Annotated in this window: 18 protein-coding genes and 2 tRNA genes; 5 read left to right on the forward strand and 15 right to left on the reverse strand. The window is 60.3% G+C overall.

The genetic code is table 11. From position 1 onward, the window contains the following. Nucleotides 1–108 precede the first annotated feature (108 nt). The 4 genes from ACA058_RS05795 to ACA058_RS05810 form a co-directional block, all read right to left on the reverse strand. Complete coding sequence (locus ACA058_RS05795; RefSeq protein ID WP_497638237.1) at nt 109–1,404, reverse strand: virulence factor family protein; 1,296 nt, start codon at nt 1,402–1,404, stop codon at nt 109–111. Then, nucleotides 1,404–4,046 (reverse strand): bifunctional lysylphosphatidylglycerol flippase/synthetase MprF, encoded by a 2,643-nt coding sequence (gene mprF / locus ACA058_RS05800; RefSeq protein ID WP_497638238.1) that lies wholly within the window; start codon nt 4,044–4,046, stop codon nt 1,404–1,406. The genes ACA058_RS05795 and mprF overlap by 1 nt, the downstream gene beginning before the upstream one ends. 277 nt (nt 4,047–4,323) lie before the next feature. Next, a tRNA-Met gene (locus ACA058_RS05805) sits at nt 4,324–4,400 on the reverse strand. 231 nt (nt 4,401–4,631) lie between these two features. Then, nucleotides 4,632–4,708, reverse strand: a tRNA-Met gene (locus ACA058_RS05810). A 297-nt stretch (nt 4,709–5,005) separates the two neighbouring features. On the opposite strand from ACA058_RS05810, the gene dinB reads away from it, so the two are divergent. Beyond that, nucleotides 5,006–6,073 carry a DNA polymerase IV gene (gene dinB, locus ACA058_RS05815; protein WP_497638239.1) on the forward strand — a complete coding sequence of 356 codons (1,068 nt, stop codon included), beginning with the start codon at nt 5,006–5,008 and terminating at the stop codon, nt 6,071–6,073. Between the two features lie 103 nt (nt 6,074–6,176). On the opposite strand, the gene ACA058_RS05820 is transcribed toward dinB, so the two are convergent. The 4 genes from ACA058_RS05820 to ACA058_RS05835 form a co-directional block, all read right to left on the reverse strand. Next, the gene (locus ACA058_RS05820; protein ID WP_497638240.1) at nt 6,177–7,130 is read right to left on the reverse strand and encodes a hypothetical protein; all 954 of its coding nucleotides are present in this window, start codon (nt 7,128–7,130) and stop codon (nt 6,177–6,179) included. Nucleotides 7,131–7,147: 17 nt separating this feature from the next. Then, nucleotides 7,148–8,863, reverse strand: coding sequence for a proline--tRNA ligase (locus ACA058_RS05825; protein WP_497638241.1), 1,716 nt, complete (start codon nt 8,861–8,863; stop codon nt 7,148–7,150). Nucleotides 8,864–9,005: 142 nt separating this feature from the next. Further along, complete coding sequence (locus tag ACA058_RS05830) at nt 9,006–10,565, reverse strand: AmpG family muropeptide MFS transporter (RefSeq protein WP_497638242.1); 1,560 nt, start codon at nt 10,563–10,565, stop codon at nt 9,006–9,008. Between the two features lie 44 nt (nt 10,566–10,609). Beyond that, nucleotides 10,610–10,990 (reverse strand): MGMT family protein, encoded by a 381-nt coding sequence (locus tag ACA058_RS05835; RefSeq protein WP_497639868.1) that lies wholly within the window; start codon nt 10,988–10,990, stop codon nt 10,610–10,612. Nucleotides 10,991–11,126: 136 nt separating this feature from the next. Here ACA058_RS05835 and ACA058_RS05840 point away from each other — a divergent pair, with 136 nt between their 5' ends. Then, nucleotides 11,127–12,134 (forward strand): DUF481 domain-containing protein, encoded by a 1,008-nt coding sequence (locus ACA058_RS05840; protein ID WP_497638243.1) that lies wholly within the window; start codon nt 11,127–11,129, stop codon nt 12,132–12,134. A 113-nt stretch (nt 12,135–12,247) separates the two neighbouring features. Here the strand turns inward: ACA058_RS05840 and ACA058_RS05845 are convergent, their stop codons facing one another. After that, entirely contained in the window at nt 12,248–12,457 is a 210-nt protein-coding gene (locus ACA058_RS05845) for a cold-shock protein (RefSeq protein WP_002554837.1), read from the reverse strand. A 353-nt stretch (nt 12,458–12,810) separates the two neighbouring features. On the opposite strand from ACA058_RS05845, the gene dcd reads away from it, so the two are divergent. After that, nucleotides 12,811–13,377, forward strand: coding sequence for a dCTP deaminase (gene dcd / locus ACA058_RS05850; protein ID WP_007940589.1), 567 nt, complete (start codon nt 12,811–12,813; stop codon nt 13,375–13,377). A gap of 107 nt (nt 13,378–13,484) precedes the next feature. Continuing rightward, the gene (locus ACA058_RS05855; protein ID WP_497638244.1) at nt 13,485–13,694 is read left to right on the forward strand and encodes a hypothetical protein; all 210 of its coding nucleotides are present in this window, start codon (nt 13,485–13,487) and stop codon (nt 13,692–13,694) included. Nucleotides 13,695–13,796: 102 nt separating this feature from the next. Here the strand turns inward: ACA058_RS05855 and pdeM are convergent, their stop codons facing one another. Beyond that, complete coding sequence (gene pdeM / locus ACA058_RS05860) at nt 13,797–14,456, reverse strand: ligase-associated DNA damage response endonuclease PdeM (protein ID WP_497638245.1); 660 nt, start codon at nt 14,454–14,456, stop codon at nt 13,797–13,799. Continuing rightward, entirely contained in the window at nt 14,456–16,942 is a 2,487-nt protein-coding gene (locus ACA058_RS05865; RefSeq protein ID WP_497638246.1) for a ligase-associated DNA damage response DEXH box helicase, read from the reverse strand. Before ACA058_RS05865 ends, pdeM begins: the two co-directional genes overlap by 1 nt. 128 nt (nt 16,943–17,070) lie before the next feature. Here ACA058_RS05865 and ACA058_RS05870 point away from each other — a divergent pair, with 128 nt between their 5' ends. After that, nucleotides 17,071–17,565 carry a hypothetical protein gene (locus ACA058_RS05870; RefSeq protein WP_497638247.1) on the forward strand — a complete coding sequence of 165 codons (495 nt, stop codon included), beginning with the start codon at nt 17,071–17,073 and terminating at the stop codon, nt 17,563–17,565. A gap of 46 nt (nt 17,566–17,611) precedes the next feature. Here the strand turns inward: ACA058_RS05870 and ACA058_RS05875 are convergent, their stop codons facing one another. The 4 genes from ACA058_RS05875 to ACA058_RS05890 are packed head-to-tail and all read right to left on the reverse strand — an operon-like array spanning nt 17,612 to nt 20,968. Continuing rightward, on the reverse strand, nt 17,612–18,376 hold the full coding sequence (locus tag ACA058_RS05875) for an ABC transporter ATP-binding protein (RefSeq protein WP_497638248.1): 765 nt from the start codon (nt 18,374–18,376) through the stop codon (nt 17,612–17,614). Between the two features lie 13 nt (nt 18,377–18,389). After that, the gene (locus ACA058_RS05880; protein WP_497638249.1) at nt 18,390–19,508 is read right to left on the reverse strand and encodes a succinylglutamate desuccinylase/aspartoacylase family protein; all 1,119 of its coding nucleotides are present in this window, start codon (nt 19,506–19,508) and stop codon (nt 18,390–18,392) included. A 24-nt stretch (nt 19,509–19,532) separates the two neighbouring features. Next, the gene (locus tag ACA058_RS05885) at nt 19,533–20,243 is read right to left on the reverse strand and encodes an ABC transporter permease (protein WP_497638250.1); all 711 of its coding nucleotides are present in this window, start codon (nt 20,241–20,243) and stop codon (nt 19,533–19,535) included. After that, nucleotides 20,240–20,968 (reverse strand): ABC transporter permease, encoded by a 729-nt coding sequence (locus ACA058_RS05890; protein ID WP_497638251.1) that lies wholly within the window; start codon nt 20,966–20,968, stop codon nt 20,240–20,242. Before ACA058_RS05890 ends, ACA058_RS05885 begins: the two co-directional genes overlap by 4 nt. Nucleotides 20,969–21,024 lie beyond the last annotated feature (56 nt).

Raw genomic sequence — 21,024 nt, forward strand, 5'->3', positions numbered from 1 at the left:
TCGTTGACGTCCATCGCGAGCAGGCTCGCTCCTACAGGGGTTTGTGGCGTTGAATGAAAAAAGCCCCCGTTGCCTTGCGGCAGCGGGGGCTTTTTTGTGAGGCTCAGATCATTCCAGGGCTTCAGTTTCCTGCGCTTGCCGCTTCTGGATCACATCCACCAACCGCTGTGCCAGGGCCGGGTAGTTTTCATCGAAGTGGTGGCCGCCAGGCAACTTGATGGCTTCGCCCACCGCGCTCTTGTCGGTGCAGCCGCTTTCGTCGACTTCTTCTTCGCCGTAGATGCACACCACTTTCGCGGCGGGCAGCTTGGCCATTTCCGGGCCGGTAGCGGCTTCTTTGCCAGCGTTGCCGAGCCAGCCTTCGACTTCGATTTCGAAGCTGCCGGTGCGGGCGAAGGCCAGCAGGATAATGGCGTCGACGCGCTGCTGCTCGGACTCTGCCAGGCGGTTGTAGATCGCTGGCAGCACATCGGCGCCGAACGAGTAGCCGGTCAGGATGAAGCGCTTGGTGCCCCATTTCTGCCGGTAGTGCTGCATCAGTTCGGCGAGGTCCAGGGCGCTTTGCTCGGGGCTCTTGTGCTGCCAGTAGTAGCGCAGGGTGTCGATGCCGACCACCGGGTAGCCAATCTTGGCCATCTCGCCCGCCACGTCGCGGTCGAGGTCGCGCCAGCCGCCGTCACCGGACAGGAACAGCGTGACGGTATCCTTGGCCTGACCGGCCGGCACTTCGACCACCGGAATTTGCAGGCCGCCAGCGTCCTTGTCGCCACCGACCAGCAGTTTGCGCAGTTCGTTGTTCAGCACTTGCGGCAGGTTGATGTCGTAGTCGCTGATGCTGGTTTCGGCGTTGGGTTGGTCACGCACGAAGCCGGCGCTGGTGTCGTCCGGGTTGTCGTTCCACGCCACCAGCCAGTGGCCATGGGTGGCGCTTTTCGGCAGCAGGTGGGTGCAGCCGGGTTTTTCCAGGGCCAGGTCCACTGAGATGGCCTGGGCCTTGTCGTTTTTCTGCTCGGACAACCAACGCCAGGCGAGTACTGCTCCCGGGCCGATGCCGCTGACCAGGGTCGCCGTGCCTGTCAGTTCCCGCAGGCCCGACTGCAAGGCACGGCTTTGCAGCAGGCAGTCCTTGGGCAGGATCACCTGGACAATCTGCGCCGAACCGCTACGGCTCAGGGTCATCAATTGTTTGTCGCTGAGCTTCTGTTCTTCATTGACCGCCACCAGCACCTGGGCCTTTGGCGTGGTGCCGGGGATAACGCGGGTCATCGCCGCGCCATCGGTCGGGGTCAGCAGTTCGAGGGTCGGTTCCGCTGCCGGACGTTTGAGGTACCAATAGCCAACACCGAGAATCAGGGCGACCACTACCAGGGTGCCCAATACATAGCGCAGGGAGCGTTGAATCATCAGCGTTTCACCAATCCAGTCAAGCCGCCCGCGATCAGGGCGGCAGTGTCGGCCAAGGCAACCAGCGGATCGAGTCCGGCGGGCACGGCCATATAACGGGGTTCCCAGTCAGGCTGGAACTTGTCTTTGAAGCGGCGCAAGCCTTGGAAGTTGTAGAGCTGCTCACCACGGCGGAATACCATTGAGCCCAGGCGCTGGGTCAAGGGTGCGCCGCGACGGGGTTGCAACCCCGACAACGGCACCATGCCCAGGCTGAAGCGCGCGTATCCGTGACTCTTATAATGTTGGATCAGGCCGACCATCATGAACTCCATGGTCAGCTTGGGGGCGTCCGGGTGCGCGCGCATCAGGTCGAGGCTGGCCAGGTCATGGCCGTAAGTCTCGAGCAGGTTGGCGAACGCTACCGGGCGTCCTTCGAAACGGATCACTGCAATGCGAAAGTGCTTGAGGTAATCGTCGCTGAAGCGGCCGAGGGAGAAGCCTTTCTCGCGCACGTTCTTGCCGGTCAGCCAGGCATCGGAAATCACCTTGAGCTCATCCATTGGCGCCTGGCCCGGCTCATGGATTTCCAGCGACAGGCCATCGCGGGTGCCACGGTTCCAGGTGTAGCGCAGGTCCTTCATCTCCTTGCCCTTGGCCTCGAGGTCAAAGCGCTTGAGATCGACCCTGGCTTCTTCGCCCAGCTTGATCGCGGTCAGGCCGATGTCCATGTAGTAAGGCAGGTTCTCCGCGCGCACTTGATAGAACACGGGGCGGGCGTGATGGATGTCGCACAGGTCGCGAAACTGCCAGATCATTTCCGCCCGTTGCTGGCCTGGACCGATCGGGTCATACAGCGCCACGAGGCTGCGGCCGCGGCGGGCGTACATCAGGAACGCCTCGTCGTTGGGGTGGAACAGCAGCGCCTTGTCGCCGGTCAGGGCCAGGCCGCCATCCGGTTGGGCGGACGCCATGAGGATCTTGCTCGCGCGCTCCAGCTCATCAGCTGTCGGCGGGTGGATGACCGGGCGTGCGGTGCGTAGCAGCCAGGTCAGGGACACCACCACCAACAGGACCGCCGCGCCGAGCAGCGAGCGCAAGCCACGCGGGGCATCGGCATCGAGGGTGAACTGCCACCAGAGTTGGTGGCTGTAGGGAACGTCCTGGTAAGCGAACAACAGCAGCCACATCGAGGCGCCGAGTACGCACAGGCTGGCCACCATGTACAGGGGCGAGAACGGCAGTTCGGTCAGGCGGCTGGGGCGATAGAACGAGCGCCGGAAAACCCCCAGCAGGCTCGCCGTCAGCACCATCAGGCTGGCTTCCTCCCAGTCGAAACCCTTGAGCAAGGAGAGCAGGGCGCCGACCAGCAGCAGAATGGTGGTCAGCATCCAGGCGGCCGACAGTCGACGACGCAGGCCTTGGGCCAGCAACAGGCACAACACGCCGATCAGGCTGGCGCCAAAGTGCGAAGCGTCGACCAGGCGGTGCGGGATCAGAAAGCCGATATGTTCAAGGCGCGTATCGATTTCCGGGGTCGCGCCGGAAAACAGCAATACCACGCCGGACAGGAACACCAGCACCGCCAATATAGGCGCGGCCAGGCCGGAGGCGGCACGCAGGGTCTGGCGCGTCTGAAACAAGCGCTGACCTTCGCTGATCAGCAGGAACAGGCAGGCCACCAGCATCGGCAGCACCACATAGATCAAGCGATAGAGCAGCAGGGCGGCGGCCAGTGGTGCAGCGCCGAGTTTGTCGGAGAAGGCGGCGAGCAGAATCGCCTCGAACACACCGACCCCGCCCGGCACATGGCTGAGCACTCCGGCGGCCAGGGCCAGCAGATAAACCAGAAGAAACGCGCCGAACGGCGGCGCTTCCGGCAACAACAAATAGAGCACGGTAGCGGCGGCGGCTACGTCCAGCGCGGTAATGACCAGTTGCAGAAAGGTCAGGCGGCGCCCAGGCAGGCGCAAGGTGCGGCGGCCGATCTTGACCAGCAGGTTGTCGGCGAACGGTTGCTCCGGCAGGCGACGGCGGTAGATGCCGATGGCCAGCACCGCGAACAGCAACAACACTGCCGTCGCGATGGTGCCCAGCAAGCCTTGCGAAAGCCCCAGGGCGGCGGAGGCGTCGGGCAGGTCGCTGAGTGTCGCCAGCGCGGCGAGCGGTGGCAGGGCGCAGCCGAGCGAGAGGCTGGCGAACAGCGTCATGCGCGCGACTTCAGTGGCCCCCAGGCCATGGCGCGCGTACAGGCGGTAGCGAACCGAGCCGCCGGACAGCATCGAAAGACCGATGGCATTGCCAATGGCGAAGGCGGTGAAGCCGCCCAGTGCCAGGGTTCGCGGTGCCAGGCTCACGCCGGCGTAGCGGCTGGCCGACCATTCGTAACCGAGCAAAATGATGAAGCCTGCGACGGTAGCGCCCAGCGCACCCAGCAGTGCCGGTTGCGGAACGTCGAGGATCGAGTCGTGCAAAGCGTCCAGGTCGAGTTCGCTCAACAAGTGACGGCAGGCAATCAGCGCAATGGTGAACAACAACAGGGTGACCGCCAGGCCAATGGGTTGGCGGTACTTGCTGATTAGATCAAGCAAACGCAACCGTTGCGCCTTGATCGGTTGTGTTGCTGTGACGGTGTCTTGTGGATCAGACGAGTTGGCGCGCATCAATCACCTCTTGGATTGTGCGCGACAGGATGGGGGTATCCAGCCAAGTTACCAATCCCTGTAGAAAAAAATAATCACGAATATTAACGCCTGGCACCGAGTCCCGGGGGCAGTTCGTCTTCAGTCGTAGAGCGTTCAATGTGCGATTGAGCATGTCGGAACTCCGCGCATCGGTGAACCCGGAAGGCTCACGGCACAGTGACAGATCATTGTTGCGAAAGGACTTTTTCTACAGATACAAAAAAGGCCACTCTTTCGAGTAGCCTTTTTTGATGTTTGGTTGCGGGAGCCGGATTTGAACCGACGACCTTCGGGTTATGAGCCCGACGAGCTACCAGACTGCTCCATCCCGCGTCTGTGTGGCGGCATTCTATAGAGAATCGCCGGGGTGTCAACCGTTAATCCTGAACTGGGTCAAATAAGTGTGAGAAATCGCAAAACAGCGGGAGGAGGGGATATAAGTCTCGGAATCAGAACGATTTCTCATTGCCGCGTGCTGCAGGTCAGCGCGAGCAGTGGGCATGCTGATGACAAAACTGACGCGCACAAAAAAGGCCACTCTTTCGAGTAGCCTTTTTTGATGTTTGGTTGCGGGAGCCGGATTTGAACCGACGACCTTCGGGTTATGAGCCCGACGAGCTACCAGACTGCTCCATCCCGCGTCTGTGTTGGCAATTCTATAGAAATGCGCGGGGGTGTCAACCTGCAATTTTGACAAAACCTGTTCCGGTTCAATCGCTTAGCTGCAAATTGACCCCCTCGGATGGCCTGAGAGGCAGGTATGGCAAGGCCTGCGGCTCTATTGAAGAGAACTTCTCGATTGAGAAAATAAATTTATCGCAGGTTCCTTCGAATGAAAAAGAACCATCAAGGTACTGGTGCTATATACAGTTGTCAGTGAGATACTGTTTTTCCTACATCGCGTGACGCTATTTCTACACCATGAACACCGCGTTGAAATGACCCAGCGAAAAATCATCCACGTCGATTGTGATTGCTTCTACGCCGCCATCGAGATGCGGGACGACCCGCGCCTGGCTGGAAAACCCCTGGCGGTAGGCGGGTCGGCGGACCGGCGCGGGGTGATTGCCACCTGCAATTATGAAGCCCGGGCCTATGGCGTGCGCTCAGCCATGTCCTCGGGGCACGCATTGAAGCTGTGCCCGGACCTGACGATCGTCAAGCCGCGCATGGAAGCCTATCGAGAGGCGTCCAGGGAAATTCACACGATCTTTCGCGACTACACCGAGATCATCGAACCGCTTTCCCTGGATGAGGCTTACCTCGATGTATCGGACTGTGCGCATTTTGGCGGCAGTGCGACGCGAATTGCCCAGGACATTCGCCGGCGCGTCTCCAATCAATTGCATATCACTGTCTCCGCCGGGGTGGCGCCCAACAAGTTTCTGGCCAAGATTGCCAGCGACTGGAAAAAACCCAACGGGTTGTTTGTCATCACCCCGGATCAGGTCGAGGGGTTTGTCAGTGGCTTGCCGGTGAGCAAGCTGCACGGGGTCGGTAAAGTCACCGCCGACAGGCTGGGCAAGCTCGGCATCGTCGACTGCTCGCAGCTGCGCGAGTGGAACAAGTTGGCGCTGGTACGCGAATTCGGCAGTTTTGGCGAGCGACTCTGGAGCCTGGCCCGTGGGATCGATGACCGCCTGGTGCATAACGACAGTCGCCGCCAGTCCATCAGTGTCGAAAACACCTACGACGTCGACTTGCCGGACCTGCGCAGTTGCCTGGACAAGTTGCCGGAACTGCTGGAAACCCTCGCATCCCGCATGGCGCGAATCGACAGCAGCTATCGGCCGGGTAAACCCTTCGTCAAAGTGAAGTTCCATGATTTCACCCAGACCACGCTGGAGCAGGCGGGTGCGGGGCGGGATCTGGGCAGTTATCAGTTGTTGCTGACGCAGGCGTTCAACCGTGGCGGTAAACCGGTGCGGTTGTTGGGCGTGGGGGTGAGACTGGAGGATTTGCGGGGCGGGTTTGAGCAGATGGAGTTGTTTGAGCGGTTGTTGTAGGAGCGAGCATGCTCGCGATGGTCTCAAATGCACCGCGTTAATCCAGGATTCCCGCGTTATCGTTGACGTCCATCGCGAGCAAGCTCGCTCCTACAAAAAGGCCTCAATTCGGTCCCGGATCCGCCACCAGTCGCCCGGCATCCTTGGTCAAGGACTTGAGGAATTCGGTCTGCAGCTCCGGGTCGTTGCGAGTCAATTCGATCAGACTCTGTTCCAGCTCGGTGGCCTCTTCTTCCAGGCCCAGTTCCGACAGGCGCTTGACCCGGTGAACCCACTGGCTCACTTCATCGTCTTCAAGATCGTCGTAAATCAACCCGTGGGCTTCGAGCAACTTGCCGCGCAAGGTGCTGCTCAGTGCGAGCGACGAATCGCTGTGCACATAGTCCTTGGCATCCTGGACGTTGATCTGCAGCTTGCTCAGGTGATTGAGGTCATGTTCGGCGAACGGGCTGTCCAGCAGGTTCAGGCGCAATACGCCGTTCTTGTCGGTGCTCAACTGGAAGGTTTCCTTGCCGGCCTTGACTTCGACCGGGCGCTCGCTCCAGGGCAGGCTCGAGTACTCCGTGCGCTTGTCGAGCTGGACTTCGTCGATGCCGGCCAGGTTCTGCTGTGCGCGTCCATGGGACTGCACGTTCATGAACGGGTTGAGCCCGGCGAAGCCGTAGCTGAACCAGTCCCTGGTCATGCTGTCTGGCAGATTGCCCAGGGCAAACACGTTGGCCACATTGGCGCCGACCCCGGCCACCACCGCGACCGCGCCCAGCGGGATTTCATAGACCTCCCGCCAGGGTTGATACGGTGTGTAGCGATCGTAATGGCGGGTGACCTCGAACTCGGTGACTTCGAAAGTCTTCTGCTCGTGGATTTTCACCCGGCGTTGAGGGAGCTCAAGCACTTTGGGCTCGCCCACATCGATCTGCAGGCTGTGATCAAGCAGTTTGCGCTCGATACGTTCCTCGTGCTCGCTGCGTTGTGACATGTGATTGGCACAACCGCTGACCAGCAGGGTGCCGCACAGGGCGGCACCACCGAGGCCTAAGGTGTTTCGCTTGAACATGACGTCTCTATCTGGTTTCAGCGGCGGATACGGGCCTGAAGGAAAGGCAGCACGTCGGCGACCGGCAGCGCTTGCGGCTCGGCCTCGGTACGGCTCTTGTATTCCAGGTTGCCTTCGGCAAGGCCGCGGTCACTGACCACGATCCGGTGAGGAATGCCGATCAGCTCCATGTCCGCGAACTTGATGCCCGGGCTGGTTTTCTTGTCGCGGTCGTCCAGCAGCACCTCGAAGCCTGCAGCAGTCAGTTGTGCATACAGCTTGTCGGTGGCTTCGCGAACCAGTTCGGTTTCGTAGCGCAGTGGCACCAGGGCGACCTGGAAGGGTGCCAGGGTGTCGCTCCAGATGATGCCTTTGTCGTCGTTGTTCTGCTCGATGGCAGCCGCGACCACGCGGGAGACGCCGATGCCGTAGCAGCCCATTTCCAGGGTGACCGGCTTGCCGTTCTCGCCCAGCACTTCGCACTTCATCGCCTTGCTGTACTTGTTGCCCAGCTGGAAGATGTGCCCGACTTCGATGCCGCGCTTGATTTCCAGGGTGCCCTTGCCATCCGGGCTTGGGTCGCCGCTGACAACGTTACGCAGGTCGGCCACGGTTGGCACTGGCAGGTCGCGTTCCCAGTTCACGCCGAAGTAGTGCTTGTCGTCTATGTTGGCGCCGATGCCGAAGTCGCTCATCAGCTCGACGGAACGGTCGATGATAATTGGCAGCGGCAGGTTCAACGGGCCCAGGGAGCCGGCGCCGGCGCCAATGGCGTCACGCAGTTCGGCATCGCTGGCCATGACCAGCGGACTGGCCACGCCTGGCTGGTTCGCAGCCTTGATCTCGTTGAGTTCGTGGTCGCCACGGATGATCAGGGCAATCAGCTTGCCTTCTTCCTCGGCATGCACGATCAGGGTCTTGATGGTCTTTTCAATCGGCAGATTGAATTTTTCCACCAGCGCGGCAATGGTCTTGGTCTCTGGCGTGTCGACCAGGCGCAGCTCTTCGGTTGGTGCCGCACGTGAGGTTTCGCGTGGTACAGCTTCGGCCTTCTCGATGTTCGCTGCGTAGTCGGAACCGTTGCTGAAAACGATATCGTCTTCGCCGGACTCGGCCAGTACGTGGAACTCGTGGGAACCGGCGCCGCCGATGGAGCCGTTGTCGGCTTCAACCGGGCGGAACTTCAGGCCCAGGCGGGTGAATACGTTGCAGTACGCCTGGTGCATGCGATCGTACGTGACCTGCAGCGATGGCTGGTCAGCGTGGAACGAGTAGGCGTCCTTCATGATGAATTCGCGGCCGCGCATCAAACCGAAGCGAGGACGGATCTCATCACGGAATTTGGTCTGGATCTGGTACAGGTTGATCGGCAGCTGCTTGTAGCTGCTCAACTCGTTACGCATCAGGTCAGTGATGACTTCTTCGTGGGTCGGGCCTGCGCAGAAATCGCGACCGTGGCGATCCTTGAAGCGCAGCAATTCAGGGCCGTATTCTTCCCAGCGCCCGGATTCCTGCCACAACTCAGCCGGTTGAGTGCTCGGCATCAACACTTCGAGCGAGCCGGCGGCGTTCATTTCTTCGCGAACGACGGCTTCGACCTTGCGCATCACTCGCAAGCCCATCGGCAGCCAGGTGTACAGGCCCGAGGCGAGTTTGCGGATCATGCCGGCGCGCAGCATCAGCTGATGGCTGATCACGACCGCGTCGGAAGGCGTTTCTTTCTGTGTGGCAAGCAAAAATTGACTGGTGCGCATGGTTGGCCGTTATCGATTGCTGATGACGAGAAATGACGGAGCATTGTACGGGCGAGTTCCGCTGTCGTACAGGCGTGCGGTCGGTGCGGTGGCAGGAGGACGGGATTGACGCCGTCCTCTGTAGGATTTCTGCGAGTGTTTCCTACGATTCTTCCACGACCCGGGTCGGAACCGAATCCGGCGTCGGTGTCGGACCTGCACGACGGTTCTCCTGGAACCAGTGCAAGGCGATCAGCAGTAGCGTCGGAACACCCAGCAGGGCGGTGATCAGGAAGAAGTTGTGATAGCCGAACTTCTCTACCATGACGCCCGAATATCCGCCGATCAGGCGCGGCAGCAAGAGCATGATCGAGCTGAGCAGGGCGTATTGGGTGGCGGAGAATTTGAGGTTGGTCAGGCTTGACAGGTAGGCGACGAATGCCGAGGTCGCCAGGCCCGAGCTGAAGTTGTCCAGGGAAATGGTGAGGACCAGCATATTGAGGTTGGCGCCCATGTCGGCGAGCATCAGGAACAGCAGGTTGGTGCCTGCCGACGTTGCGCCGCCAATGAACAGGATCGGCAAGATGCCAAAGCGCACGATCAGCAGGCCACCCATGCCAGCGCCCACCAGGGTCATGATCAGGCCGAAGATTTTGCTGACGCTGGCGATCTGGTCCTTGGTGAAACCCTGGTCGATGTAGAACACGTTGGCCATCACGCCCATCACCGTATCGGACATTCGGTAGGTGGCGATCAGCCCCAGCAGCAGCAGTGCTTGCCAGCGATAACGCAGGATGAAGTCGTTGACCGGCGTCAGCACCGGCGCCAGGCCCCGGCGGCCCATGGCCGACAGGCACAGGGCGGTGAGCGTGGTGTAGAGGATGGCTCGCAGGAACGCGCGGTCTTCGAGCAACAGGTCGAGCAGGCTCTCGCCTTCGAACAGCACGCTGGCGAAGTCGGTGTTGTAGAGCTGGGTAAACATGGCCGGCACGGACACCAGCAGCACGATCAGGACGAACACCGAGGCCAATTGATGCACGAAGCTGTAGCGCCCGGCCTGCAATTGCGTGCGCAGAGGCACCGCAGGTTCACGCATGAAGAACGAGGTGAGCAGCGCCGGAACCATCAGGGCGCCGAACAGCAGGTAAGTGCCGGCCCATGCCGAATGCTTGTAGTTGAAACCAGTGGAGCCGAAACCCTCGGCGAAGAACAGGGCGCCGGCCGTGGCCAGCAGTGCTGCTATGCGATAGCCGGACATGTAGCTGGCGGCCAGCGCCGCCTGGCGACTGTCATCCGCGATTTCCAGGCGGTAGGCGTCCACTGCAATGTCTTGCGTCGCCGAGGCGAAGGCGACGACTACCGCGATGGCGATTAGCCAGGACAAATGCTTTTGCGGGTCACAAAAGCCCATCCCGACCAGGCCAAGAATCACCAGCGCTTGCGACAACACCAGCCAGGAACGTCGTCGGCCGAGTTTGCCGAGCAGCGGCAGGCGCCATTGGTCGAGCAGGGGGGACCAGACCCATTTGAAGGCATACGCCAGGCCGATCAGGCTCGCGTAGCCGATGGTTTCGCGCGCCACACCGGCTTCACGCAACCAGACCGAAAGCGTTGAAAACACCAGCATGTAGGGCAGGCCGGCGGCGAAACCCAGCAATAACAGTACGAGCGTCGAAGGGCTGGCATAGGCAGCAAGCGCGTCGCGCCAGGTTTTACGGGGCATGGGCTGGAGTCTGCCTCAAGAAATACGGAAACAAAGCGCGCACTCTAACCGCTGTGCTCTACCGGGCGCCACCCATGGCGCTGAATATCAACCCGATTGTTCAGGATACTGATGCCCTCCATGCGCAATCGCGCGCGCTGTTCGTCCCCGGAGGGACTGCCTGCGGGCAGGCTCAGGCGCCCGCCGGCACCGAGTACGCGGTGCCAGGGCAATTTGCTGTCGCCGGGCAGTTGACTCAGTGTCCTGCCGACCCAGCGAGCCGCGCGTCCCAGTCCCGCAAGTTCGGCGAGTTGACCATAACTCACGACCTTGCCTTCGGGTACTTGTGCGAGTGTCAGGTAGAGCGCCGTGCGTCGGATTTGCGCAGCACTGTCGGGTTGTTCAGTCGGCTCGATCACGTTTGCAGCTCCTGAAATCGTTCGCAGTACCGTCTGTAGAGTAAATGCTGGATTGCCGGTTGAGAATTGAACTCAATAGAAATAGTTGGGTCAGTCCTTGCTAGGGTCTTATTCCTGCGGATAATGCCGACTTTTTTTCGCGAACCTGAGCCTGTATTTGCTTATGTTGTCCAGAACATTGCTATGCCTCGCTGTCATCAGTGCCTCCACTCCCTTGCTCGCGGATACCGTCTGGTTGAAGAACGGTGACAAGCTGAGCGGCAAAATCATCCTGTTCGACGGTGGCAAGCTGTTGGTCCAGACCGAATATGCCGGTGCGGTGCCGATCGACTGGAAACAGGTCAAGACCCTGGAAAGCGATCAGCAATTGCTGGTCAAGCAGGACGCCTACACCGGCGAGAAGGCCAAGTCGCTGCACGCCGCGGATGATGGCAAGGTCACCTTGGAAAACGGTGACGGGCCCAAGACGGTAGAGCTGGCGAGCGTCCAGCAAATTCTCAAGCCCAAGCCTGTGGTCGAGGATCTGGTGTGGAAAGGCAATATCGATGCGGCCCTCGATTACCAGCGTGCCGAGAAAGATACCGATGATTACGACATCGACTTCAAGACCACTGCGCGGCATGGCCGCTGGCGGCACATCGCAGAAGGCGAATACAACCGCGAATACCAGGACGACGTGACCACCACGGACAATTGGCGGGCGGAGTACTCTCTCGACCGCTTCCTGACGGATAAATGGTTCTGGCAAGGTCGCTTGGTGTACAAGCGTGACAAGGTCGAAGACCTCTCCCGCCAGCGTACGGTCGGTACGGGTCCCGGTTATCAGTTCTGGGATGACGAATTGGGTGCGTTCTCGCTCGGTTCGCTAATCAACCGCACGGACTATGAATTCGCCGATGGCAGTAAGGAGAACTTCTATTCGGTGGCCATGAAGTGGGATTACAACCGGTACCTGATCGGCAAGAGTGTGGAGTTCTTCACCAATGGCGAGGTGGGCAAGCCGCTGTCCGGCGTGGCCGAATATGCGCTGGATGCCGAGATGGGCTTGCGCTACAAGGTGACTGACTGGGCGTCGCTGAACCTCAAGGCCGAGCGAGACATTATCGACGGGACCGACAATGCTGACCTGGACAAGACTCGATACACCGCCGGATTTGGCGTGACCTGGTAAGACGTAAAAAATCGCGACTTTCGGGTCGCGATTTTTTTTTGCCCGGCAAAAATCCACAGGCACAAAAAAGCCCCGCTGTTGAGGGCGGGGCTTTTTACTAAAGCAAGTACAAGTTAGATAACTTGAACTTCTTCAGCTTGCATGCCTTTCTGACCGCGGGTAGCGATGAAAGAAACCTGTTGGCCTTCTTTCAGGCTTTTGAAGCCGTCGGATTGGATAGCTTTGAAGTGAACGAACAGGTCGTCACCGGATTGTGGAGTGATGAAGCCGAAGCCTTTTTCATCGTTGAACCACTTAACGGTACCGGTTTGGCGATTAGACATGGTGTAACTCCTTGAACAAAGATAACTGCGACTCAGGAAGAACCCTGGCCGAGACTGAGTGCAAAGAGCAGGAAAAATTCTTGTAGATGGTTGGATCGAAATTCAACATATCGTGTAGAGATTCTCAGTGACACAAGCAGCACAGTGACGTCACCTTAACCCTTTTTCCGGAGCGTGCCAATGCTTCTTGCGAAGGTTTCTCTATTTTAAGGATCGACGGTGTGACGCTTCGTCGCCATCGCCCGTAATTGCTGCCTGTTCGGCGGGAATTGCAGCGCGGACTTTGAACCCGGCGGCGCGCCCGGTAAGATGCCGGACAGAATTTTTCGACCTCGCTATTCAGGACACCCGCCATGAGCATCAAATCGGACAAGTGGATTCGCCGCATGGCGCAGGAACACGGCATGATCGAGCCTTTCGTCGAGCGCCAGATGCGCGGCAGCGACGATAGCCGCGTGATCTCCTACGGCGTGTCCAGCTACGGCTACGATGTGCGTTGCACCAATCACTTCAAGGTGTTCACCAACATCAATTCAGCTATCGTCGACCCGAAAAACTTCGATGCTGGCAGCTTCGTCGACATCCACAGTGACGTGTGCATCATTCCGCCGAACTCCTTCGCCCTGGCCAGCACCGTCGAATACTTCCGCATCCCGCGCAACGTATTGACCATTTGCCTGGGTAAAAGCACCTACGCGCGCTGCGGGATCATCGTCAACGTCACGCCGCTCGAGCCTGAGTGGGAAGGTCACGTGACCCTGGAGTTCTCCAACACCACCAATCTGCCGGCGAAAATCTACGCGAACGAAGGCGTGGCGCAGATGCTGTTCCTCGAGTCTGACGAAGAGTGCGAAGTCTCCTACAAGGACCGTGGCGGCAAGTATCAGGGCCAGCGTGGCGTCACCCTGCCACGCACCTGAGTCAGCCGTCTGACGAACCGTGGGAATTCCTGGGCGAGCGTACACTCTATTGAATGTACTGTTCCGATTCGCGCAAGGCGGGTCGGGCCATCGCCCAGGAGTGCTTTATGAAGATCGACCCACGAATAAGTGCCGAACTGGCAAGGCTTGAGCCCAATCAGGTTGGCGTTTTGGCCTGGTCCTTGTTGGCACATCCGCCAATCAGCATGACCGGTGGCATCCCCGGCCAACCTGATCCCGATACCCCCAACGAACAACCGACCGAACCCGGTGAGCCGACCCTGCCCGACGAGCCGCCTCCCGCGCCGGTGGTCTGAGATCCTGTAGGAGCCAAGCTTGCTCGTGATGGACGTAATGGCAACGGGTTTTTCCAGGCAGTCCTCGTCACCGTTAACGTCCATCGCGAGCAAGCTTTGCTCCTACAGGGACACTGGCCATATTTCGTTGTCGCCAACGACAAAAATCCTGCAGTCATTGTCTCGTTCAACCTGATACCCACCGGTAAATGCGCCGAAGGCCGGTAGCAGGCTGATTTCCTCGCCAAGTCTGAAACATGCCAGCCGCAGGCTCTGCCGACCCCGACCATTGAGCCGATAGACCGGATGCACGTGACCGGCGAGCACATGCCGATCCGGATGCGGCTCGGGTTCGTGCTGCAAAGCGAACGGCCCCAGCAGCAAAGGCTCAGGCACCACACGAATGTTCAACGAGGCCGGCGGATCCCCCGCACGCTTGTCGTGGTTGCCGCGAATCAGCGTCACGGGCAGCTCGGCGTTGCGTGTTCGCCAGTCAGCCAAGGCTTTCAGCGTGGCGGTGGCATGGGAGCCCGGACCGTGAAGAAAGTCGCCGAGGAAAATCAGCTGTCGGCAGGGCAGGGTGGCCAGCAGTCCGTCGAGCACGGCGATATTGCGGCTGGTGGTGCCTCGGGGTACCGGTTGGCCAAGGCTTCGGTAAGCGGCGGCCTTGCCGAAATGCACGTCGGCGATCAACAAGGCTTGTTGAGCAGGCCAGTAGAGGGCTTTTTCCGGCAGCAGCCAAAGTTCCTCACCGGCCAGTCGCACGGGGTAGGCCGTACTCATCAGGCTTTCCCTGTTCCGGCGGTTTTCTCAAGGTCGCTGACCATGCGTCTGATGCGGTCGGCGAGCTTTTCCGAACTCATACTCTCTCGCATACGTTCCACCAGCAGTGGAAATCCGAGGGGCGTAGGGCGTTTGACTTGATGCAGGTCGAGACTGAGTCGACTGATGTGCGCCATCGTTCCTTCCAGGCGCTGAATATCCAGTTCTTCCCGTAGGACTTCTTCGCCGGCCTGAGCCAATAGCAGATTTCCCGCGTCGTACTGTTTGAACACTTCGAAATACAACCCGCTCGAGGCTTGAACCTGACGTGTGCTTTTCGGTGCGCCGGGGTAGCCGGCGAACACCAGCCCGGCGATCCGGGCGATTTCCCGAAAGCGCCGCAAGGCCAGCTCTCCGGCATTCAGACTGGCGAGTACATCCCTGAGCAAATGCTCTGGACTCAACAACTCCGGGTTCAATACCTGCGCCCAATCCACGGGGGTGGCGCTGAGCAGTTCCAGCCCGTAATCATTGACCGCGATGGAAAACGTCACAGCCTGCTGCTGACTGACTCGCCACGCCAGCAAACTCCCCAGGCCAAGATGCACCTGGCGGCCGGCGAAGGGATAAAGGAACAGATGCCAGCCCTCACGGGATTTCAGCGCCTCGGCCAGCAACGATTCCGTCGTTGGCAAGCCAGACCAGCGTTGCTGCACCTCCAGCAGCGGGCGCAGTGCCTGCATTTCCGGGCCGCTGAACTCGCCGCGTGCCGCCGCACTGAAACGCGCGACCACCGCTTGCGCCAGTTCATTGGAAAGTGGCATCCGCCCGCCATTCCAGCGCGGTACCGCGGCTTTCTTCACGGTGCTGCGTTTGACATAGGCGGTCATGTTTTCCACGCGCACCAGCTCCAGCAGCCGTCCGGCAAACAGAAAACCGTCACCCGGTTTGAGCCGTGCGATGAAACCTTCTTCAACACTGCCCAGTTGTTTGCCACCGCCGCTCTTGCTCCAGAACTTCAACTGAATGCTCGCATCGCTGACAATCGTGCCGATGCTCATGCGGTGGCGTCGGGCCAATCGCGCATCGGGCACACGCCAGATTCCCTGTTCATCCGGCTCGACGCGGCGGTAATCCGGATAGGCTGTCAGGGACAGTCCGCCATGGCGTACGAAAGCCAACGCCCAGGTCCAGTCCGCCACGGTGAGATCACGATAGGCCCAGGCTGCGCGTACCTCTTCGTACAACTGATCGGGCACAAACCCACCGCCCAGCGCCATGCTGACCAGATGCTGAACCAGCACATCCAACGGTTTATGGGGTGACTTTCGAGGTTCGATCAGTCGCTGCGCTACCGCGTCCTGTGCCGCTGCGGCTTCGATCAGCTCCAGGCTGTGCGTCGGCACCAGCGTCACCCGGGAAATTCGCCCCGGTGCATGCCCCGAACGACCCGCACGCTGCATCAGCCGCGCCACACCTTTGGCCGAGCCAACTTGCAGCACCCGTTCCACCGGCAGGAAATCCACACCCAGATCCAGGCTGGAGGTGCACACCACCGCTTTGAGTTGACCGTCCTTGAGGGCGCGTTCCACCCAGTCACGGGTGTCCCGCGACAGTGAACTGTGGTGCAAGGCGATCAACCCGGCCCAATCAGGGCGCGCGTCCAGTAACGCCTGATACCAGATCTCGGATTGCGCGCGAGTATTGGTAAATACCAGGCTGCTGGGGCTGGACTCTATTTCTGCGACGACCTGCGGCAACATTTTCAGCCCGATGTGCCCGGCCCATGGAAAACGCTCGATGGCGGGTGGTAACAGAGTGTCGACCCGCAACCCCTTGCTGGCCTTGCCTTGAACGCTGATGCCGCCTCCCTGTGGGATCAATACCTGCTCGGCGTGGTCCTGATTGCCCAGCGTCGCGGAAACGCCCCACACGATCAATTGCGGATTCCATCGGCGCAGACGGGCGAGGGCCAGTTGCAGTTGCACGCCGCGCTTGTTGCCGAGCAATTCGTGCCATTCGTCGACCACGACCATGCGTAATGTCGAGAGTGCTGTTTGTGCGTCGGCTCGGGCGAGCATCAACGTCAGGCTTTCCGGGGTGGTAATCAGTGCGGTTGGCAGACGTCGGCTCTGGCGCGCACGTTCACTGCTGCTGGTATCTCCCGTGCGCAGGCCGACGCTCCACGGTATCTGCAAGTCGAGCAGCGGCCCTTGCAGCGCGCGGGCGGTGTCCGCTGCCAAGGCGCGCATCGGGGTTATCCACAATACGGTCAGGGGGGCGGCCACAGGTTTGCGTTTGCGTGGTGTTTCAACCGCAGGTGAGCAGTGGGCGAAGCGATTGAGCGCGCCGAACCAGATCGCATAGGTCTTGCCAGCGCCGGTGCTGGCGTGGAGCAACCCGGACTGCCCGCACTTGACGGCCGCCCATACCTGTTTCTGAAACTCGAATGGCTTCCAGTCGCGAGCGGGAAACCAGCGTTTTGCGAAGTCGTTGTGGGTTCCCATTCGGGCCGTGTGCGCTCTGAAAGGCTTCTTTCAATGACCACACCGGCCTGGCAAAGGTTTAATCAAACGGATGGCCCGCCACACTTCCCGCCGCGCCTTCGACGCGCTTCTCATATTCGGAAATAACTGTGTTTGTCATTGAAACCTATTGGCCGATTGGCCGTGGTTTTATCGCTGCTCTGTTCGCACTGCGGCGTTTTGCAAAGGCTGACAGCCAGTCCATGAAAATGAAAAGGAAAATTCAGATGAAGTCAGTTCGTGCTGGGCATTTGCGCGCCGATTTGCTCACGGCGAGTGGGCCCCTGGCGTTTCGAGCAGCGCCAACGCTCGATTATTTCGAGCAGCCAGGCCTTCACTGCCTTGGCGCGAGCAATGGTCAGGACAAAGCGTTTTATGTCTATCTGCCGCAGGGTATCGAGAGTGGCAGGTTTCCTCTGGGGCTGAGTGAGCGCTCCCCCATGATCATTCATGTGACGGGCAGCTCGGAAGCGGAGCTGTATCGAGGGTCGCTGGAGTTGACGGTGGGGGGCGACGCACAGTTTGCCGGAAGTTTCTGTGGCCTGGATGCCGAAGGCATCGAGGTGGAAAACGGCAGCTTCAGGTTGGAGCACGAAGCAAGTTGAGTGACGGAAGCCAGTCAGCCTGGCTCCCGTTTCAAGGGCTGAACGGCTACTTCAGGTTGCCGCTGAGGAACTGTTTCAGACGCTCGCTCTTCGGGTTGCCCAGCACGTCCTCCGGCGCGCCTTCTTCCTCCACCAGGCCCTGGTGCAGGAACAACACCTGGCTCGACACTTTGCGTGCGAAGCTCATTTCGTGGGTGACCATGATCATTGTCCGGCCTTCTTCGGCCAGGCCCTGGATCACCTTCAGCACTTCACCCACCAGTTCCGGGTCCAGCGCCGAGGTCGGTTCATCAAACAGCATCACTTCCGGCTCCATGGCCAACGCGCGAGCAATCGCCACCCGTTGTTGCTGGCCACCGGACAGGAACGCCGGGTACTGGTCGGCCACCCGAGCCGCCAGCCCCACCTTGTCGAGGTAACGTCGGGCGCGGTCTTCGGCTTCCTGCTTGCTGCAGCCCAGCACCCGGCGCGGGGCCATGGTGATGTTTTCCAGCACCGTCATGTGGCTCCACAGGTTGAAATGCTGGAACACCATGGCCAGGCGGGTGCGGATTCGTTGCAGTTCATCGGCATCGGCCACGTGCTTGCCGTGGCGATCCTTGATCATGCGGATGGCCTGGCCGTCGAGGCTCATGGCACCGTCGTTGGGCTGTTCGAGGAAATTGATGCAGCGCAGGAAGGTACTTTTTCCGGAGCCGCTGGCACCGATCAGGCTGATGACGTCGCCCGTGTTGGCCTTGAGCGAAACGCCCTTGAGCACCTCATGATCGCCATAGCTTTTATGCAGGCCTTCAATGGTCAGTTTGTACATGGAGCATGCATCCTCAAGGCGAAAGTAGGTAGCCGCTGCGATAGGCTTCGGCGCCCGCGACGTGGGCGATCACCATGCCAGCCGTGGCCATGCGGCGCAGCGAGCGGGCGTACATCAAGCCGGCGGCCGTGCAATGGACTGGCGTGACACGGTCGCTGATCGGGTCAATGATTTCGGCGATCAGTTGCCCGGCCTCCAGGTATTGCCCCGGTAGCGCACTGAACACCAGCAAGCCGCCGACCGGCGTCGCCACAGGTTCCACCCCAGCCAGGGGGGTGGCCGGGTAGGGCAGGTCGGGCAATGGCGCCGACTCACCGGCAATCGCGCCGAAATCAATCAGGTAATCGATCAGTGCCTGACTGTCGAGGCTGGCCAGTTGGTGGTTGACGTCGCCCTGGCCGCGCAGTTCGACGGTGACCGAGAAACTGCCCGGGGGAATGTCGAACTGCTCGCCGAAGCGCTCTTTCAACTGCCACCAGAGCAGGGTGAAGCATTCATCGAACGACTGACCTCCGGAATCGGTAGCCAGCAGACTGGCTTGGGCACCGATGTAGCGGGCCAGCGGCTCGACCTGCGGCCAGGCCTCGGGCGTGGTGTACAGGTGGGCAACAGCCTCGAAATCGCAATGCAGGTCCAGCACCATGTCGGCATCGCAGGCCAGCCGTTGCAGGGTCAGGCGCTGGGATTGCAACTGGGTGCTGGCGGTCTGCCGCGCCAATGCATGGCGCAGGTTGTTGCGGATCAGTTCGAGGTTGCGCTGCGGGTCGTCGCCGAGTTGGCCTTCGATCGCGTTGCCCACCTGTTCGCTCAAATCGACGAACCAGCGGTTGAAGTTCTGCCCGCTTTCGAGCTCATAGCGGCCCAGCGGTACATCCATCAGCACCTGTTCCAGGCCCGCCGGGTTGGCCACGGGCACCAGGACGATTTCGCTGCGCAGCCGGCCGGCGGCTTCCAGCTCCGCCAGGCGTTGCTTGAGGTGCCACGCCACCAGCATGCCGGGCATTTCATCGGCGTGCAGGGACGACTGGATGTAGATCTTGCCGGTGGCCGGTTGCGGCCCGAAGTGAAAACTGTGGATCTGTCGTGTGGTCCCCGGCAGTGGGGCCAGCAGGTCGTGTATCTGGTGGCGCATTTGTCTTGTTTCCCGAAGCGGGTCCTAGTGAGTCGGCCCGAGGAAGGCCAGCCATCGGCGTTCGGCGAGGCGGAACAGGCCGACCAGCGCAAAGGTGACGGTCAGGTAGATCAGCGCGGCGATGCCAAACGACTGGAAGGTCAGGAAGGTCGCCGAGTTGGCGTCCCGAGCGACTTTCAGGATGTCCGGGATGGTCGCGGTGAACGCCACGGTGGTCGAGTGCAGCATCAGGATCACTTCGTTGCTGTAGTAAGGCAACGAGCGACGCAGGGCCGAAGGCATGATCACGTAGGCATACAGCTTCCAGCCTGTCAGGCCGTAGGCCTTGGCTGCTTCGACTTCACCGTGGGCCATGCTGCGGATCGCCCCGGCGAAAATCTCCGTGGTGTAGGCGCAGGTGTTCAGCGCGAACGCCAGGATGGTGCAGTTCATCGCATCGCGGAAGAAACTGTCGAGCACCGGTTGCGCGCGCACGGCGGCCAGGCTGTAGATCCCGGTGTAGCAGATCAGCAGCTGGATATACAAAGGCGTGCCGCGGAACAGGTAGGTGTAGAACTGCACCGGCCAGCGAATGTAGAAGTGCGGTGAAACCCGGGCGATCGACAGTGGAATCGAGACGATGAAGCCGATGAAAATCGACGCACTGAGCAACCACATGGTCATGGCCAGGCCAGTGATGTTGTTGCCGTCGCTGTAGAGAAAGGGTTTCCAGTATTCCTGCAGGAGTTCGATCATCGTACGGCCTCCCGGGTACCGGCGGCGTAGCGGCGTTCGAGCCAGCGCAGAATGACGTTGGAGGCACTGGTGATCACCAGGTAGATCAGGGCGGCGAGCACCAGGAAGTAGAACAGTTGATAGCTGCTTTTACCCGCATCCTGGGCAGCCTTGACCAGGTCGGCGAGGCCGATGATCGACACCAGTGCAGTGGCCTTGAGCATGACCATCCAGTTGTTGCCGATACCCGGCAGGGCAAAGCGCATCATTTGCGGAAACACTACGATGCGGAAACGCTGGCCGCGCTTGAGCCCGTAGGCGGTGGCCGCTTCGACTTGGCCGCGAGGCACGGAGAGGATGGCGCCGCGGAAGGTTTCGGTGAAGTACGCGCCGTAAATGAAGCCCAGGGTCAGTACCCCGGCGCTGAACGGGTTGATCTCGATGTATTCCCATTCCATGTAATCGGTGAGCGACGTCAGCCAGGTTTGCAGGCTGTAGAAGATCAGCAGCATCAGCACCAGGTCCGGCACCCCGCGTATCAGCGTGGTGTAGCACTGGGCAAGCAGGCGCAGCAATTTGACTTTTGACAGCTTGGCACTGGCGCCGAGCAGGCCGAGCAATACGGCCACCAGCAGCGACATCGCCGATAACTTGATGGTCATCCAGGTGCCTTCCATCAGCAGCGGGCCAAAGCCCTTGAGGCTGAAGGCGGAGAGCCCCAGATTTTGTAAGAGGTTTTCGAACATAAATCAGCAACCTGATCGGATGAAAAAAGCGCCCATCTCGAGATGGGCGCCGGGCA

Source organism: Pseudomonas sp. LBUM1649, from assembly GCF_059716155.1.